Annotated in this window: 16 protein-coding genes and 1 pseudogene; 13 read left to right on the forward strand and 4 right to left on the reverse strand. The window is 73.9% G+C overall.

Features of this window, described 5'->3' with window-relative positions; translation table 11 throughout:
- The first annotated feature begins 85 nt into the window (after window positions 1-85).
- The 4 genes from HPC71_RS15230 to HPC71_RS15245 are packed head-to-tail and all read left to right on the forward strand — an operon-like array spanning window position 86 to window position 3,604.
- Window positions 86-616 (forward strand): DoxX family protein, encoded by a 531-nt coding sequence (locus HPC71_RS15230; protein WP_154613182.1) that lies wholly within the window; start codon window positions 86-88, stop codon window positions 614-616.
- A 22-nt stretch (window positions 617-638) separates the two neighbouring features.
- Window positions 639-1,919: a 3-phosphoshikimate 1-carboxyvinyltransferase gene (gene aroA, locus HPC71_RS15235; protein ID WP_171896881.1), complete on the forward strand. Its 1,281-nt coding sequence runs from the start codon at window positions 639-641 to the stop codon at window positions 1,917-1,919.
- A 7-nt stretch (window positions 1,920-1,926) separates the two neighbouring features.
- A complete protein-coding gene (gene rsgA / locus HPC71_RS15240; protein ID WP_154613183.1) occupies window positions 1,927-2,919 on the forward strand; it encodes a ribosome small subunit-dependent GTPase A in 993 nt (330 codons plus the stop codon).
- A gap of 43 nt (window positions 2,920-2,962) precedes the next feature.
- Entirely contained in the window at window positions 2,963-3,604 is a 642-nt protein-coding gene (locus HPC71_RS15245; RefSeq protein ID WP_171896882.1) for an RDD family protein, read from the forward strand.
- 98 nt (window positions 3,605-3,702) lie between these two features.
- On the opposite strand, the gene HPC71_RS15250 is transcribed toward HPC71_RS15245, so the two are convergent.
- Window positions 3,703-4,152 carry a DUF2231 domain-containing protein gene (locus HPC71_RS15250; RefSeq protein WP_154614859.1) on the reverse strand — a complete coding sequence of 150 codons (450 nt, stop codon included), beginning with the start codon at window positions 4,150-4,152 and terminating at the stop codon, window positions 3,703-3,705.
- Window positions 4,153-4,206: 54 nt separating this feature from the next.
- Here HPC71_RS15250 and HPC71_RS15255 point away from each other — a divergent pair, with 54 nt between their 5' ends.
- The 7 genes and pseudogenes from HPC71_RS15255 (at window position 4,207) to HPC71_RS15280 (ending at window position 9,907) form a co-directional block, all read left to right on the forward strand.
- Window positions 4,207-5,121, forward strand: a complete 915-nt coding sequence (locus HPC71_RS15255) for an inositol monophosphatase family protein (RefSeq protein WP_253943733.1) — start codon at window positions 4,207-4,209, stop codon at window positions 5,119-5,121.
- A 109-nt stretch (window positions 5,122-5,230) separates the two neighbouring features.
- Window positions 5,231-5,662 (forward strand): CBS domain-containing protein, encoded by a 432-nt coding sequence (locus HPC71_RS15260; RefSeq protein WP_154614858.1) that lies wholly within the window; start codon window positions 5,231-5,233, stop codon window positions 5,660-5,662.
- A 114-nt stretch (window positions 5,663-5,776) separates the two neighbouring features.
- Window positions 5,777-6,643, forward strand: a complete 867-nt coding sequence (locus HPC71_RS15265; protein ID WP_154614857.1) for a DICT sensory domain-containing protein — start codon at window positions 5,777-5,779, stop codon at window positions 6,641-6,643.
- Window positions 6,640-6,879 (forward strand): annotated as a pseudogene (locus HPC71_RS21110) (FAD-dependent oxidoreductase); the annotation flags it as partial. The gene HPC71_RS15265 and the pseudogene HPC71_RS21110, both read left to right, overlap by 4 nt.
- 179 nt (window positions 6,880-7,058) lie before the next feature.
- Complete coding sequence (locus HPC71_RS15270; RefSeq protein ID WP_171896883.1) at window positions 7,059-7,991, forward strand: FAD-dependent oxidoreductase; 933 nt, start codon at window positions 7,059-7,061, stop codon at window positions 7,989-7,991.
- Window positions 7,992-8,018: 27 nt separating this feature from the next.
- Entirely contained in the window at window positions 8,019-9,515 is a 1,497-nt protein-coding gene (locus HPC71_RS15275) for a hypothetical protein (RefSeq protein ID WP_154614856.1), read from the forward strand.
- Window positions 9,516-9,538: 23 nt separating this feature from the next.
- On the forward strand, window positions 9,539-9,907 hold the full coding sequence (locus HPC71_RS15280) for an FKBP-type peptidyl-prolyl cis-trans isomerase (protein ID WP_154613190.1): 369 nt from the start codon (window positions 9,539-9,541) through the stop codon (window positions 9,905-9,907).
- A 24-nt stretch (window positions 9,908-9,931) separates the two neighbouring features.
- On the opposite strand, the gene HPC71_RS15285 is transcribed toward HPC71_RS15280, so the two are convergent.
- Both HPC71_RS15285 and HPC71_RS15290 read right to left on the reverse strand, forming a co-directional pair.
- Window positions 9,932-10,165: an RNA-binding S4 domain-containing protein gene (locus HPC71_RS15285; RefSeq protein ID WP_154613324.1), complete on the reverse strand. Its 234-nt coding sequence runs from the start codon at window positions 10,163-10,165 to the stop codon at window positions 9,932-9,934.
- Window positions 10,166-10,224: 59 nt separating this feature from the next.
- Window positions 10,225-11,502 (reverse strand): DUF445 domain-containing protein, encoded by a 1,278-nt coding sequence (locus tag HPC71_RS15290; RefSeq protein ID WP_230084193.1) that lies wholly within the window; start codon window positions 11,500-11,502, stop codon window positions 10,225-10,227.
- Window positions 11,503-11,546: 44 nt separating this feature from the next.
- Between HPC71_RS15290 and HPC71_RS15295 the strand changes: the two genes are divergently transcribed.
- Both HPC71_RS15295 and HPC71_RS15300 read left to right on the forward strand, forming a co-directional pair.
- Window positions 11,547-11,945 (forward strand): FAD synthase family protein, encoded by a 399-nt coding sequence (locus tag HPC71_RS15295; RefSeq protein ID WP_154613191.1) that lies wholly within the window; start codon window positions 11,547-11,549, stop codon window positions 11,943-11,945.
- Between the two features lie 77 nt (window positions 11,946-12,022).
- Entirely contained in the window at window positions 12,023-13,606 is a 1,584-nt protein-coding gene (locus HPC71_RS15300) for an MXAN_6640 family putative metalloprotease (protein ID WP_154614855.1), read from the forward strand.
- Window positions 13,607-13,656: 50 nt separating this feature from the next.
- Here the strand turns inward: HPC71_RS15300 and HPC71_RS15305 are convergent, their stop codons facing one another.
- Complete coding sequence (locus HPC71_RS15305) at window positions 13,657-14,250, reverse strand: hypothetical protein (RefSeq protein WP_154614854.1); 594 nt, start codon at window positions 14,248-14,250, stop codon at window positions 13,657-13,659.
- Window positions 14,251-14,335 lie beyond the last annotated feature (85 nt).

Raw genomic sequence — 14,335 nt, forward strand, 5'->3', positions numbered from 1 at the left:
TCACCCTAGTGGCGGCCTCCCCCATCGGGGGTGCACCGGCGAGGCGCTTCGTGTACCCGGCCGGGTGACCGGGTAAGGAGCCGACATGTCCCTCAGCAGACGCATCGCCCGGCCCATGCTCGCGTCGGTCTTCCTGGTGGGCGCCACGAACGCCCTCCGCGACAGCCGCACCGTCGCCGCGGAGGCCGCGCCGACGATCGACCGCCTGGTCGCGACGATCAAGCGGACCGCGCCCCAGCTGCCACTGCCCGAGGACCCCGAGACCCTGGTCCGGCTGAACGCGGCGGTCCAGATCGCGGCCGGCACGACCTTCGCGACCGGTCGGGCGCCGCGGACCTCGGCGGCCGTGCTGGCGGGCTCGTTGGTCGTGACGACCGTGGCCGGCCACCCGTTCTGGAAGGCCACCGACCCGCAGACCCGCAAGAAGGAGCGGCTGGAGTTCGTCAAGAACGCCTCCACCCTCGGCGGCCTCCTGATCGCCGCCGGCGACACCGAGGGCCGCCCGGGCGTCGCCTGGCGCGCCCGTCGGGCCGCGAAGGACGCCCGCCGCGAGACCAAGCACCTGGCGGCCACCGCCCGGCGCGAGGCCAGGCTGGTGAAGGCGAAGGTCGGCTGAGCCGCTCGCTAGAGTGCGGCCCGTGACCGACCCCGCGCGCGCCGTCGTCGAGGACCCCTGGCCCGCGCCCCGAGCGCGTGGCCCGGTCGAGGCCACCGTGACGCTGCCGGGCAGCAAGTCGCTGACCAACCGGGCGCTCGTCCTGGCCGCCGTGGCCGACGGGCCCTCCGTCGTACGCCGTGCCCTGCGCTCGCGCGACACCACGCTGATGGCGGCGGCGCTGACCTCGCTCGGCGCCGCGGTCGACACCAGCGGCGAGGACTGGCGGGTCACGCCGGGCGAGCTCGCCGGCGACGCCGCGGTCGACTGCGGCCTGGCCGGCACCGTCATGCGGTTCGTGCCGCCCGTCGCGGGCCTGGCCCGCGGGACCGTCGCCTTCGACGGCGACCCGCACATGCGCCAGCGACCCGTCGGCGAGGTGCTCGGCGCGCTCCGGACGCTCGGCATCGACGTGGTCGGCGACGCGCTGCCGTTCACGGTCCGCGGCACCGGCTCGGTGCCCGGCGGGACGGTCGTGGTGGACGCCTCGGCCTCCTCGCAGTTCATCTCCGCGCTGCTGCTCGCCGGCGCCCGCTACGACCGCGGCGTCGACGTCCGCCACGACGGCAAGCCGGTGCCGTCGCTCCCCCACATCGACATGACGGTCGCGATGCTGCGCGAGCACGGCGTCGAGGTCGACGACTCCGACGCCAACCGGTGGGCGGTCGCGCCCGGGCCGGTCCGCGCGGTCGACCACCTGATCGAGCCCGACCTGTCCAACGCCGCGCCGTTCCTGGCGCTCGCGGCCGTCTCCGGCGGCACCGTCACCGTGCGGGACTGGCCGCGGCACACCACGCAGGCCGGCGACGCGCTGCGCGAGATCCTTGCCGCGATGGGCTGCACCGTCACCCTCGGCGACGCCGGGCTCACCGTCACCGGGCCGGACCGGCTCGCCGGGGTCGACCTCGACCTGCACGACGTCGGCGAGCTCGCCCCCGCCGTCGCGGCGCTGTGCGCCCTGGCCGAGGGGCCCTCGCACCTGCGCGGCATCGCCCACATCCGCGGCCACGAGACCGACCGGCTCGCGGCGCTGGCCACCGAGCTCGGGCGGCTCGGCGCCGACGTCACCGAGCACCCCGACGGGCTCGAGCTGCGACCGGCCACCCTGCACGGCGGGGTGTTCCGCACCTACGCCGACCACCGGATGGCCCACGCCGGCGTGATCGTCGGCGCCGCGGTCGACGGCGTGCTCGTCGAGGACGTCGCCACGACCGCCAAGACCTTCCCCGACTTCGCCGGCGCCTGGGCCGCGCTGGTCGGGTAGGCGACCGATGTCGGGGCGCTACTCCGAGCACGACCACGAGCACTACGAGCGACCCCGCCGCCGCACGCGCCCGCGCACCAAGGAGCGACCGACCTACGACGACGCCGTCGACGCGGTCGTGGTCACGGTGGACCGCGGCCGGTTCACCCTGCTCATCGACGGCACCACCGTGATGGCGATGAAGGCCCGCCCGCTGGGCCGCAAGGGCGTGGTCGTCGGCGACCGGGTGCGGGTCGTCGGCGACACCTCCGGGGTCGACGGCTCGCTGGCCCGCATCGTGGAGGTCCAGCCGCGCGAGACGGTCCTGCGCCGCACCGCCGACGACGACGACCCCGTCGAGCGGGTCATCGTCAGCAACGCCTCCCAGCTGGTCGTGGTCGCCGCGCTCGCCGACCCCGAGCCCCGCCCCCGGCTGATCGACCGCGCCCTCGTCGCGGCGTACGACGCCGGGATGCAGCCGCTCCTGTGCCTGACCAAGTCCGACCTCCGCGACCCCGAGACGCTGCTGTCGACCTACCGCTCGCTGGGGGTGCCGTGGGTGGTCACCCGCCGCGGCGGCGACCTGGCCGAGGTCCGCGAACGGCTCGAGGGGCGCACCAGCGTGCTCGTCGGGCACAGCGGGGTCGGCAAGTCCACGCTGGTCAACGCGCTGGTGCCCGAGGCCCACCGCGAGGTCGGTCACGTCAACGCGGTGACCGGTCGCGGGCGGCACACCTCGACCTCGGCGTACATGCTCGCGCTGCCGGGCGAGCGCGGCGGCTGGATCATCGACACCCCGGGCATCCGGTCCTTCGGGCTGGCGCACGTCCAGCCCGAGCACCTGATCGAGGCCTTCCCCGACCTCGACGAGATGACCGAGGACTGCCCGCGCGGCTGCACCCACGGCGAGGACGAGCCCGAGTGCGGCCTCGACGACGCGGTCACCGCCGGCCTGGCCGATCCCGATCGGGTCTCGTCGTTCCGGCGGCTGCTCGCCGCCCGGAGCGCGTCGGAGCACTAGACCGCCGGGTTTGCCGCCTCCTGCCGGGGGTAGTCAGGCAGCCGTGAGCGATCCCTACGGTCAGAACCCCTACGGTCAGCAGCCGCCCTCCGGGCAGGACCCCTACGGCCAGCCGCCGACCCCCCAGCCCTACGGCCAGCCCCCGACGCACCAGCCCTACGGGCAGTCGCCGTACGGCGCGCCGGGCGCCTACCAGGGCGCGCCGCCGGTGTACGCCTCCTGGGGCCGCCGGCTCGGTGCCTACCTGATCGACGGGATCATCCCGGCGGTCGCCTACGCCATCGCCGTCATCGCGCTGGCCCTCAACTCCGAGACGACCCGGCAGACCGTGGCGGACCCGCTGGGCGGCACCACGACGCGCGAGGTCACCGAGCCGACCGGCGTCGGAGTGGCCATCTCACTGGTGGCCTACGCCCTGGCGATCGGCTTCACCATCTGGAACCTCTGGATCCGCCAGGGCCGGACCGGCTACTCGCTGGGCAAGCAGGCGCTCGGGATCAAGCTGGTCAAGGACGGCAGCGACGTCCCGCCGGGCGTGGGCCTGAACATCGGGCGCTCCTTCGCCCACATCCTCGACGCGCTCCCCTGCTACCTGGGCTACCTCTGGCCGCTGTTCGACGCCAAGAACCGCACCTGGGCCGACATGATCTGCTCCACGACGGTCGTGCTGCGTCCCAAGGTCTGAGGAGGACGGGTCCTCCCGCCTCGTGATTGCCCGTCTCGTGATGCCCAGCGTGCGCCCCGGCGCACGCTGGGCAGCACGAGGCCGGCTGAGCGGCTGTCCTAGGGCTGCACGCCGTACCAGGCGACCTGGGCGCCGGCGTCGCCGGTGAGCACCGCGTAGACGACGGTGGCGACGCCGGTGCCGGCGAGCAGGACCGCGAGCACCCACCGCGCCACCCCGACGCGGCGGTGCAGCGCGGCGGCCAGGACCGCGACCACCGCGAAGGCCAGCACGACGAGCCGGAAGACCGCGGCCCGCTCCTCGTGGGTCTCGACCAGCGCGGCCAGCGGGCCGCCGTACTGGTTGGCCTCGGTGAGCTGCTCGCCCGAGAGGAAGGCCACCCAGACCGCGGCCGCCGCGGGGACGGCCAGGACGGCCATCGGCCACCGGAGCCAGTCCCGCCAGCGCGGGACGGCGGCGTACGCGATGCCGAACAGGGCGGCCACGGGGCCGAGAACCACGGCGGTGTGGACCACGAGTGCGTGCAGCGGCAGGCCGTTGATGTCCATGGATGAATGTTGCACCACCCCGCTCGGTGGAGGCTGAAAGTAGCCTGTGCGTTCGTGGCCACCCCGCACCCCGACTACACCGACGACCTGCGCCTCGCGCACGTGCTCGCCGACGACGCCGACTCGCTCACGACAGCGCGGTTCAAGGCGCTCGACCTGCACGTCATGAGCAAGCCGGACCTGACCCCCGTGACCGACGCCGACCAGGCCGTCGAGGAGGGGATCCGACGCACGCTCTCGCGGGTCCGCTCGCGCGACGCCGTGACCGGGGAGGAGCAGGGGTCGACCGGCCACAGCCAGCGCCGGTGGATCGTCGACCCCATCGACGGCACCAAGAACTTCGTGCGCGGGGTGCCGGTGTGGGCCACGCTCATCTCCCTGGTCGTCGACGACGAGGTCGTGCTCGGCGTGGTCTCGGCCCCGCAGCTGCAGCGCCGCTGGTGGGCCTCGACCGGCGGCGGCGCGTGGACCGGCCGCTCGCTGCTCAAGGCCACCCAGTGCCGCGTCTCGGACGTACGTCGCCTCGAGGACGCCTCGCTGTCGTACTCGTCCCTCTCCGGCTGGGAGGAGCGCGGCCGGCTCGAGGACCTGCTCTCGCTGATGCGGCGCGTGTGGCGCACCCGCGCCTACGGCGACTTCTGGTCCTACATGCTGCTCGCCGAGGGCGCGGTCGACATCGCCGCCGAGCCCGAGCTCGAGGTCTACGACATGGCGGCGCTCGACGTGATCGTCCGCGAGGCAGGCGGCCGGTTCACCTCCCTGGACGGGACCGACGGCCCCTTCGGCGGCAACGCGCTGGCGACCAACGGGCACCTGCACGACGCCGCGATGTCCTTCCTCGGCGCGCTGCCGGACCTCGGCGGCGACCCCGACGACCCGGACTGGCCGCGCACCGGCCCCGGCTCGGTCTCCGACCTGCGCTCGCGGCGCCGCCCGGGGCTGCCGGGCGGGGACGTGCCGCTCGACTGACCACTGGACTGATCACTGGACTGATCCACCTCCGGGCAGACGCGCGGAGGGCTGTCCACGGCAGCGCCCGGTGAGTAGCGTCTCGGGAACCACACCCCGGGAGGTCGGCATGCGCATCGGCGAGGTCCTCGACAGCAAGTCGCGTGGCGACGTGGTCACCATCCGGCCGGACGCGGGGGTGCGCGAGCTGCTCGCGGCCCTCGCGACGCACAACATCGGCGCCCTGGTGGTGAGCGCGGACGGCGCCTCGCTCGACGGGATCGTCAGCGAGCGCGACGTGGTCCGCCGGCTGCACGCCGACGGCACCGTGGTGGACACCACCGTCGGCGCGATCATGACCGCGCTGGTCGAGACCTGCTCGCCCGAGACCGACCTCGACGACCTGATGCGCACCATGACCGACCGGCGCATCCGGCACGTCCCGGTGGTCGACGACGGCCGGCTCGTCGGCATCGTCAGCATCGGCGACGTGGTCCGGGCCAAGATCGGCCGGCTCGAGTTCGAGCGCGACCAGCTCGACAGCTACCTGCACCAGGGCTGACCCCGCGCCTGCGGACTCGGGTTTGCCGGACTGAGGTTTGCCGGTCTGAGGTTGTCCGGTCCGAGGTTTCCGGCCTGAGGTTTGCAGAGTCTTGTTGAGGTAACCGGGGCAAACATGGACAACGTGTTGAAGTCTTCCGGTCTGAGCATCGGCGACCTGGCCGAGCGCACCGGCGTCGCGCCGGCCACGCTGCGGATGTGGGAGACCCGGCACGGCTTCCCCGCCCCGGTGCGGCGCGAGTCCGGCCACCGCCGGTACGCCGAGTCCGACGTGGAGGCCGTGCGCGAGGTCGTGCGCCGCCGCGAGGAGGGGGTCCGCCTGGACCGGGCGATCAGCCAGGCCGTCGACCGGGCCCGGGCCGCCGCCGCGCCGACGCCCGAGTCGGTCTTCGCCACGCTGCGCAGCCGCCACCCGCACCTCCAGCCGCAACGGCTGACCAAGGCCACCCTGCTGGCGCTCTCCTGGGCCATCGAGGACGAGTTCTGCGCCCGGGCCGAGCGCGCAACGGTCTTCGGGTCCTTCCAGGACGCGCGGTTCTACGCGCCGGCGGCACCGCGCTGGGAGGAGCTCGCGCGCGTGTCGCGCGCGGCGTTCGCCCTCGCCGCCGGCGGGCCGGACCCGCGCGCCGCCCACGTGCACCACGTGCCGCTCGCCGAGGACTCCCCGCTGCGCCGGGAGTGGACGGTGGTGTGCGACTCGGTGGACCTGCCCGCGGTCCTCGCGGCCTGGGAGCTGCCCGGCCAGGACGACGTACCCGACCGCGAACGGCTCTTCGAGGCGGTCTGGGCGGTGGACCCGCCGGCCGTCCGCGACGCGGCCCGCGTCCTGGCCCGGGTCGCGGCCGACGCCGGTGTCGACGAGGCCCGACCGGTGCTCTTCGAGCTCGCCGACGACCCGGCGCGGCACGCGGCCGACCTGGCCACGGTCTCGATGCTCTTCAACCGCGTCGTCGCCTACGTCGACCGCTTCGGCCGGTCCTGAGGCCGGCGGCGACCGTGGGATCCGTGGGACGCACCGGCGAGGCGGACGTCGTCGTGGTGGGTGCCGGCCTCGCCGGCCTGCGCTGCGCCCGCGCCCTGACCGACGCCGGGCTCGACGTGGTCGTCCTGGAGGCCAGCGACCGCGTCGGCGGACGGGTGCGCACCGACCGGGTCGACGGGTTCCTGGTCGACCAGGGGTTCCAGCTCCTCAACCCCGCCTACCCGGCCGTACGTCGCTGGGTCGACCTCGACGCCCTGGCGCTCCAGCCCTTCCCCGCCGGCGTGCTGGCCCGCACCGAGGAGGGCGCCGAGCTGCTGGCCGACCCGCTGCGCGAGCTCGGGCTCACCGGCCGCACCGCCCGCTCGGTGGCCGTGCGACCGCGGGAGGTCGCGGCGCTCCTGCGCTGGGCCCGCCCGTGGTCGGCCGCGAGCGCGGGCTGGCCGACCGGGTCACCCCGCGGCGCGGCGACCTCACGCTGCGCGACTCCCTCGACCGTGCCGGCGTGCACGGCCTGCTGCGCCGGGTGCTCGAGCGCTTCCTCGCCGGCGTGCTGCTCGACGCCTCCGGCGCGACCGCCGACGCCTTCGCCCTGCTCCTGGCCCGCAGCTTCGCCGCCGGCACCCCGGCGCTGCCCGCGGGCGGCATGGCGGCCCTCCCGGCCCAGCTCGCGGCGGGCCTCGGCGACCGGGTCCGCCTGCGGTGCCCGGTCGAGGGGATCGACACCAGCGGCGCCCGGCCGGTCCTGCTGAGCGCGGCCGGCGCGACCCGCGCCCGGCACGTCGTGGTGGCCACCGACGGGGCCACCGCCCACCGGCTCGTCGGCACCCCCACCCCCGCTCCCCGCGGGGTGGTGACCCAGTGGTGGGCCGTCGACGACCTCGCCGGCCGCCGCGACGCCCGCGCCCCGGGCGTGCTGGCGGTGGACGCCCGGCCCCGCCCGAGCGGGCCCGCGGTCAACGCAGCGATCGTCTCGGCCGCCGCCCCGTCCTACGCCCCGGAGGGGCGGCACCTGGTCCAGGCCTCGGCCCTGATCGGCTCCGGCGCCGCGCCGCCGTCCGAGGGCCGGATGCGGCGGCACGCGGCCGACCTCCTCGGCCTGGTCGACACCGGATGGCAGGAGCTCGCCCGCCACGAGCTGCCGCAGGCGCTGCCGGCGCAGCCGGTGCCGTTCGCCGCGCGCCGGCCGGTCGTCGTACGCCCCGGGCTGGTGGTGTGCGGCGACCACCGCGACACCGCGTCCCTGCAGGGCGCACTGGTCAGTGGACAGCGCGCCGCCCTCGCGGTGCTCACCAGTCCGGATCGGACCACGGCCGCCCGCGGGTTTGAGCAGCCCGGTGAGCGAGCATGACCCCGGTCACGGCAACCAGGAGGTCCCATGGCCAGCAGCTACAGCCCGTCGGCGGTCGATCGTGCGATCAAGGACATCGCCCACGAGGCCATCCGGTTCGCGATGCACGAGGCCCGGTGGTACGGCACCGCCGAGGGGGGCTTCCAGGGCAACAGCTGGGAGCCGCTGCTGCCGCCGGCGACCGGCCCCACCGGCACGATCCGGCTCAAGTACAACGCCCTGACCCAGACCGCCAACAGCGACGCCCCTCCCGGCGCCCGGTACGTGGGCGAGGAGACCGATGCGCTCGGGAGGCTGTTCCACCTCTACGACTTCGACCCGTGGGAGGACCTCTACCAGCCGTGGCTGGACCGGATCGCGAACGCCTTCGAGGGCTGGAGCTCGCTGCCCGACCCGGGTGACTTCACCGGCCCGATCAGCAACATGCAGGCCGCCGTCGTCGGCCTCACCCCCGTGCCCAGCGGCGAGAGCGACCACGACTTCGCCTCCGTGGACCTCGCCGCCAACCTCGACCTGCTCGACGACTGGGTCGGCCCCGGCACGGCGGAGGGCAGCACCAGCGCCCTCGTGTTCGCCTTCGACAACAGCTACGGCGCGGGTCGGATCCTCCCCCTCCTGCAGAACCAGGCCCAGGTCGCCATCCTCCTCGGCGCCGCGCTCCAGGGCGAGAAGCAGATCTGGGAGAAGACCCGGGTCGACATCATGAAGCTGCTGGAGGAGTCGAAGGCGGCCTTCGACGTCACCGGCGGCGGCAGCGGCTCGATCGACCTCGGCGTGGTCGCCGCCCTCGTCGACATCGTCGGCAACTTCCTGCCGTCCGCGATCCAGCCCGTGCTCTCGGCGGGCTCCAGCGCCCTCTCCCTGGTCGACTCGCTGCTGCCCCCGGAGGACACCAAGGAGGCGACGTTCGACATCAGCGGCGCCACGGCCGAGGACGTCTACGACAGCATGGTCGACGCCATCCGCGGCCTCGACCACGCGGTCTGGCGCAAGGAGAGCGACCTGGTCACGACGCTGCAGGGCCTGCTCGACACCATGCGCAGCGGCCCGGCGAGCCAGTTCCACATCCACCCCCGCAACGGGGTCGACCCCGCCCTGCTCGACCCGCCGGCGGTCGACGTGCGCGTGGAGCACCTGCGCCGGATCGGATACGAGACCGTGCCCACCATCGCCGCGTCGATGGGCAAGGCCGCCGAGGACGCCCAGTCCGCCGACAAGGCGAGCATCTGGGAGCGGACCGGCTACATCGGCTACGGCACCAACGGCCCCTACCCGCGGTGGTCGGAGGTGCTCGCCGAGCTCGACGCCGTGGTCACCGGCTCGGCCTCCGAGCTCGTCGAGGGCGGTCGGCTGCTCGCCGTCGGCGCGGGCTGGCTCGAGGACACCGACGGCTCCTCCCGCGAGATCCTCGACGGCGTGCAGGACGACCTCGACCGCGGCAAGCACGGCTGGGACAACTCCGAGGTGGGCCTGCCGCCGCCGGTCCCGAACTACCCCTACTCCCCCGGCCCGATGCCGGTCTGAGGGCCGTGACCTAGGGTCGCGGCATGGACAAGCCCGAGATCGAGTTCCCCGACATCGACCCGCCCACCGACCTCCAGATCACCGACATCGTCGTCGGCGACGGCCCCGAGGCCGCCGCCGGCAACACGGTCGAGGTGCACTACGTGGGCGTGGCGCACTCCACCGGCGAGGAGTTCGACGCGTCGTACAACCGCGGCGAGCCGCTGCGCTTCCGCCTCGGCATCGGCCAGGTCATCTCCGGCTGGGACACCGGCGTCCAGGGCATGAAGGTGGGCGGCCGGCGTCAGCTGGTCATCCCGCCGCACCTGGGGTACGGCGACCGCGGCGCCGGTGGCGTCATCAAGCCCGGCGAGACGCTGATCTTCGTGGTCGACCTGCTCGGGGTCAGCTGACCCTCGCCAGCTCGACCAGCTGCCTCACCAGGGCAGGTCGTCCGGGGCGTCGGAGTCCGACACCCGGGCGGCCTGCCCGCCCAGCTCCACGACGTCGCCCACGCGCAGCTGGCGCCCGCGGCGGGTCTCCACCTCGCCGTTGACGCGCACCAGGCCGTCGGCGATGACCGGTTTGGCCTCGGCCCCGGTCTCCACCAGGTTCGCGAGCTTCAGGAACTGCCCCAGCCGGATCGACTCGTCGCGGATCGCGACGTCCATCGGCACCGGTGCAGCCGGCTCGGCGGGCTCGGTCTGGTTCTTCCTCCACGGCAGTCGCATCAGTGGATGATGACCGAGAAAGCGTGGATCAGCACACCGACGAGCCCGCCGACGATCGTGCCGTTGATCCGGATGAACTGCAGGTCGCGGCCCACGTGCAGCTCGATGCGCCGCGCGGCCTCCTTGCCGTCCCAGCGCTCGATGGTCGAGGTGATGACGGTGGTCACCTCCGCGCCGTAGCGCTCCACGGCGAAGACGGCCGCGTCCGCGGCCATCCCGTCGAGCCGGGCGCGCAGCTCCTCGTCGGCCAGGAGCCGCTCGCCGAACGCGTGGGTCTCGGTCAGCAGCCGATGCCGCACGGCACCCTCCGGGTCCCGCAGGGAGCCGGTGAGCCCCCGCCGCAGGGCGTTCCACAGCGAGACGCTGGAGGCGATCACCTGCGGGTGGTCCAGCAGCCGCTCCTTGAGCCGCTCGGTGCGCTCCTGGGTGGAGGGGTCCTCCAGCAGGTCGTGCGCGAGCTGGCCGAGCATCGAGTCGAGCGCGCGCCGGGCGTCGTGCTCGGGGTCGTCGCGGATGTCGGCGACCCAGCGCACCAGCTCGAGGTGCACCCGGGCGGTCACCCGCTCGTTGATGCTCGGCGGGGACCACCACGGCGCCCGCTCCCCGAGGATCTCGGTCACGGTGTCGGGGTTGGCGACCAGCCAGTCGTGCAGCTCGGTGAGCGCGAGGTCGACCAGGCCGTGGTGGAGGTCGTCGCGCAGCGTCTCGCTGAGCAGCCCGCCGAGCAGCGGGGCGATCGGCTCGTCGCGGAAGCGCGGCACGAGCGCCTCGCGGATGAGCGACTCGACGTGGTCGTCGCGGACCTTGCCCAGGGCGATGACCGCGACGTCGCTCACCTCGTCGACGACCCGCTGGGCGTTCGCCGGCTCCGCCAGCCACCGGCCCACCCGCTCGGAGACGGTGGCCGAGGTCACCCGTTCGCGGATGATGTCCTCCTGGAGGAAGTTCTCCCCCACGAACTCCTCCAGCCCCCGGCCGAGCTCGTCCTTGCGCTTGGGGATGAGCGCGGTGTGTGGCACCGGCAGCCCGAGGGGGTGGCGGAACAGCGCGGTCACCGCGAACCAGTCGGCGATCGCGCCGACCATCGAGGCCTCGGCGCCGGCGTTGACGAAGCCGAGCACGCCGTCCTGGCCGATGGTGGCGGCGTACACCACGGCGGCCAGCACGAGCAGGCCGACCGCGATCGTGCGCATCCGGCGCAGGCCCTGCCGCCTGATCTCGTCGGCTGCGGGGTCGGCGGTGATCAACGGGATCGTCATGGGTCGCGAGGTGCTCATCACCGACATCCTTGCCCACGCATCCACGTGCCAGAATCACCCGCATGTCTCGCACCGTCATCACCTTCGGCACGTTCGACGTCTTCCACGTCGGCCACCTGCGGGTGATCGAGCGCGCCGCGGCCCTCGGCGACCGGCTCGTGGTCGGCGTCTCCGCCGACGAGCTCAACCTGCGCAAGAAGGGCCGCGAGCCCGTCTTCAGCCAGGCCGAGCGGCTCGCGATCGTCGCCGCGCTCAAGGCCGTCGACGAGGTCTTCGTCGAGGAGAGCCTCGAGCTCAAGCGGCACTACATCACCGAGCACGGCGCCGACGTCCTCGTCATGGGCGATGACTGGGCCGGCCGCTTCGACGAGATGAAGGACCTCTGCGAGGTGGTCTACCTGCCGCGTACGCCGGCGATCTCGACCACAGCGCTGATCGAGAAGATCTCGGCCTCCGCCTGATCCGCGCGGTTTGGCCGTGCCCTCCCCGGGCACGCTGGACCCGTTCTTCCACCCAGCCCGAAAGAGGCCCTCACCCCATGCGTCGACCCCTCGCGGCCGTCCTGCTCGCCTTGAGCACGGCCCTCGCCGCGCTCCCCGCCACCTCCGTCTCGACCGCCTCCGCCGAGCCGGCGACACCGGCCACGCCCCCCGTCGCCGCCGCGCCCAGCGAGGCCGAGGAGACCGTCACCGCGGAGGAGGCGCGCCGCACCCTGGACGAGGCATCCGCCGTGCTGGCCGGCCGGACCGCCGCCCGCGGCGCCGGTCACGGGGAACGCGCCGAGGCCACGCTGCTGATGCGCGACCTCTTCGTCGCGCTGCCCACGCTGGAGGGTGCTGAGCGCCGCCAGGCCGAGGCCCTGCTGGCCCGGCCCACCGACGGCGCCCGCGACCCCCAGGGCGACGGCTACAGCGTGCCCACGACCAAGAAGTGCACCTCGAACTTCTGCCTGCACTACGTCACCAGCAGCGCCGACCAGCCCACCTCGCGGGCCTGGGTGAAGAAGAACGTCAAGGTGCTGCAGAAGGTCTGGCGCCACGAGGTCAAGAAGATGGGCTACCGCCCGCCGGCCAAGGACGGCAGGCGCGGTGGCAACGGCAAGTTCGACGTCTACCTCAAGGAGCTCGGCAGCAAGGGCCTCTACGGCTACTGCGTGCCCGAGTACCGCGTCGCCGGGCGGAAGTGGGTGGCCTCGGGCTACTGCGTGCTCGACAACGACTTCGCCCAGGCCCAGTTCGGCGCCCCGCCGGCCCAGAGCCTCAAGGTGACCGCGGCCCACGAGTTCTTCCACGCCATCCAGTTCGCCTACGACTACAACGAGGACCGGTGGCTCATGGAGTCCACCGCCACGTGGATGGAGGAGCGCGTCGCCGACGGCGTCGACGACAACCGCCAGTACCTCTCGGCCAGCCAGGTCAAGCAGCCGGCCAGCTCCCTCGACGTCTTCCAGCCCTCCGGCTTCGCCCAGTACGGCAACTGGACGCTCTGGGAGTACCTCGGCCGTCGCTTCGGCAACGGCATCGTCAAGAAGGTCTGGAACAAGGCCGGTGCGTTCAAGGGCGCGCCGAACATGTACTCCACCAAGGCGCTGCGCAAGGCCATCGGCGGCAAGGGCGGCGGGTTCGCGTCGGTCTTCGCGGCGTACGCCGCCTCGAACACCTCGCCGGCGCGTTACTACCCCGAGGGCGCGGCGTGGCCGAAGGCCGGCTTCAGCAAGCGCGTGACGCTCTCGAAGTCCGCCCGGAAGTCCTCGACGACGGTCCGGATCAACCACCTCGCCGCCCGCAACATCGGCGTGAAGCCCGCCTCCGACCTGGCCGGCAAGAAGTGGAAGCTGCGGATCACCGTCAACGCCCCGAACCGCTCCTCGAGCCCGGCCGTGCACGTGCTGGTGCGCAACAAGAAGGGCGCCTGGTCGCGCAAGACGATCAGCCTGACCAAGAAGGGCTACGGCAAGAAGGTCGTCAGCTTCAACGCGAAGAAGGTCAGCGGCGTGACGATTACCCTCGCCAATGCCTCGACCCGCTTCAAGTGCTACAAGGGCACGAACCTGTCCTGCCGCGGCAAGGCGCGCGACCAGAACAAGCAGTTCTCGGTCAAGGTCACCGCGTTCAAGCGCTGACGGATCGAGCACTGAGGCAGATCAAGCACTGACGCAGGTGGCCGGCCCGCTCAGGGCCGGCCACCGAGCACGCGGCCACCGAGCAGCCCGTCGACGACGTCGGTGAGGCCGTCGGTGGTCTCCTGCACGGCTCCGGTGACCGGCGCGAGCGCACCTCCCGTGAGGCCGTCGACGCCGGTCACGACCGCCTCGACGACGGGGTCCAGGAGCGCGGACACCGCTCCCTGACGGGGTTCGCCCGGCGGCGTACCGGGGTCGGGGTCGTCGGGCGGGGCGGGGTCGGTCCCCGGGCCGTCACCAGGGCCCGGCTCGGAGCCCGGCTCGGGGCCCGGCTCGGGGCCCTGCTCGGGTCCTGCCGAGCCACCGGGCGGCACCGGAGCCTCGCCGGCGCCGCCGAGGCCGCCCGCGGCCGGGCCGCTCGCGCCGGGGCCGACGGGCCCCGCCGAGGCGGGCCGCACGAGGACGCGCGCGTCGATGACCTGCTGGGCGTCGGGCACGACCAGCCCGGGCGGCTGCGCCACGGGCACTCCGGGCAGGTCGGTGTCGCCGAGCGTGAGCGTCGCGACGGTCAGGAGCACGAACGCGGCGGCGCCGACGCCGAGCGCGCCGTACCCGATCCGCAGGTCGCGCTGCGGCTTGCTCAACGGCGCGCTGAAGCCCACCGGCCCTCCCCTGCTGTCGTGCTGACGAGCCCCCACTCCCGCAGCCGTCAACGACCGGGCCCGGCCC

It is taken from the genome of Nocardioides marmotae (genome assembly GCF_013177455.1).
Lineage (GTDB): Bacteria > Actinomycetota > Actinomycetes > Propionibacteriales > Nocardioidaceae > Nocardioides > Nocardioides marmotae.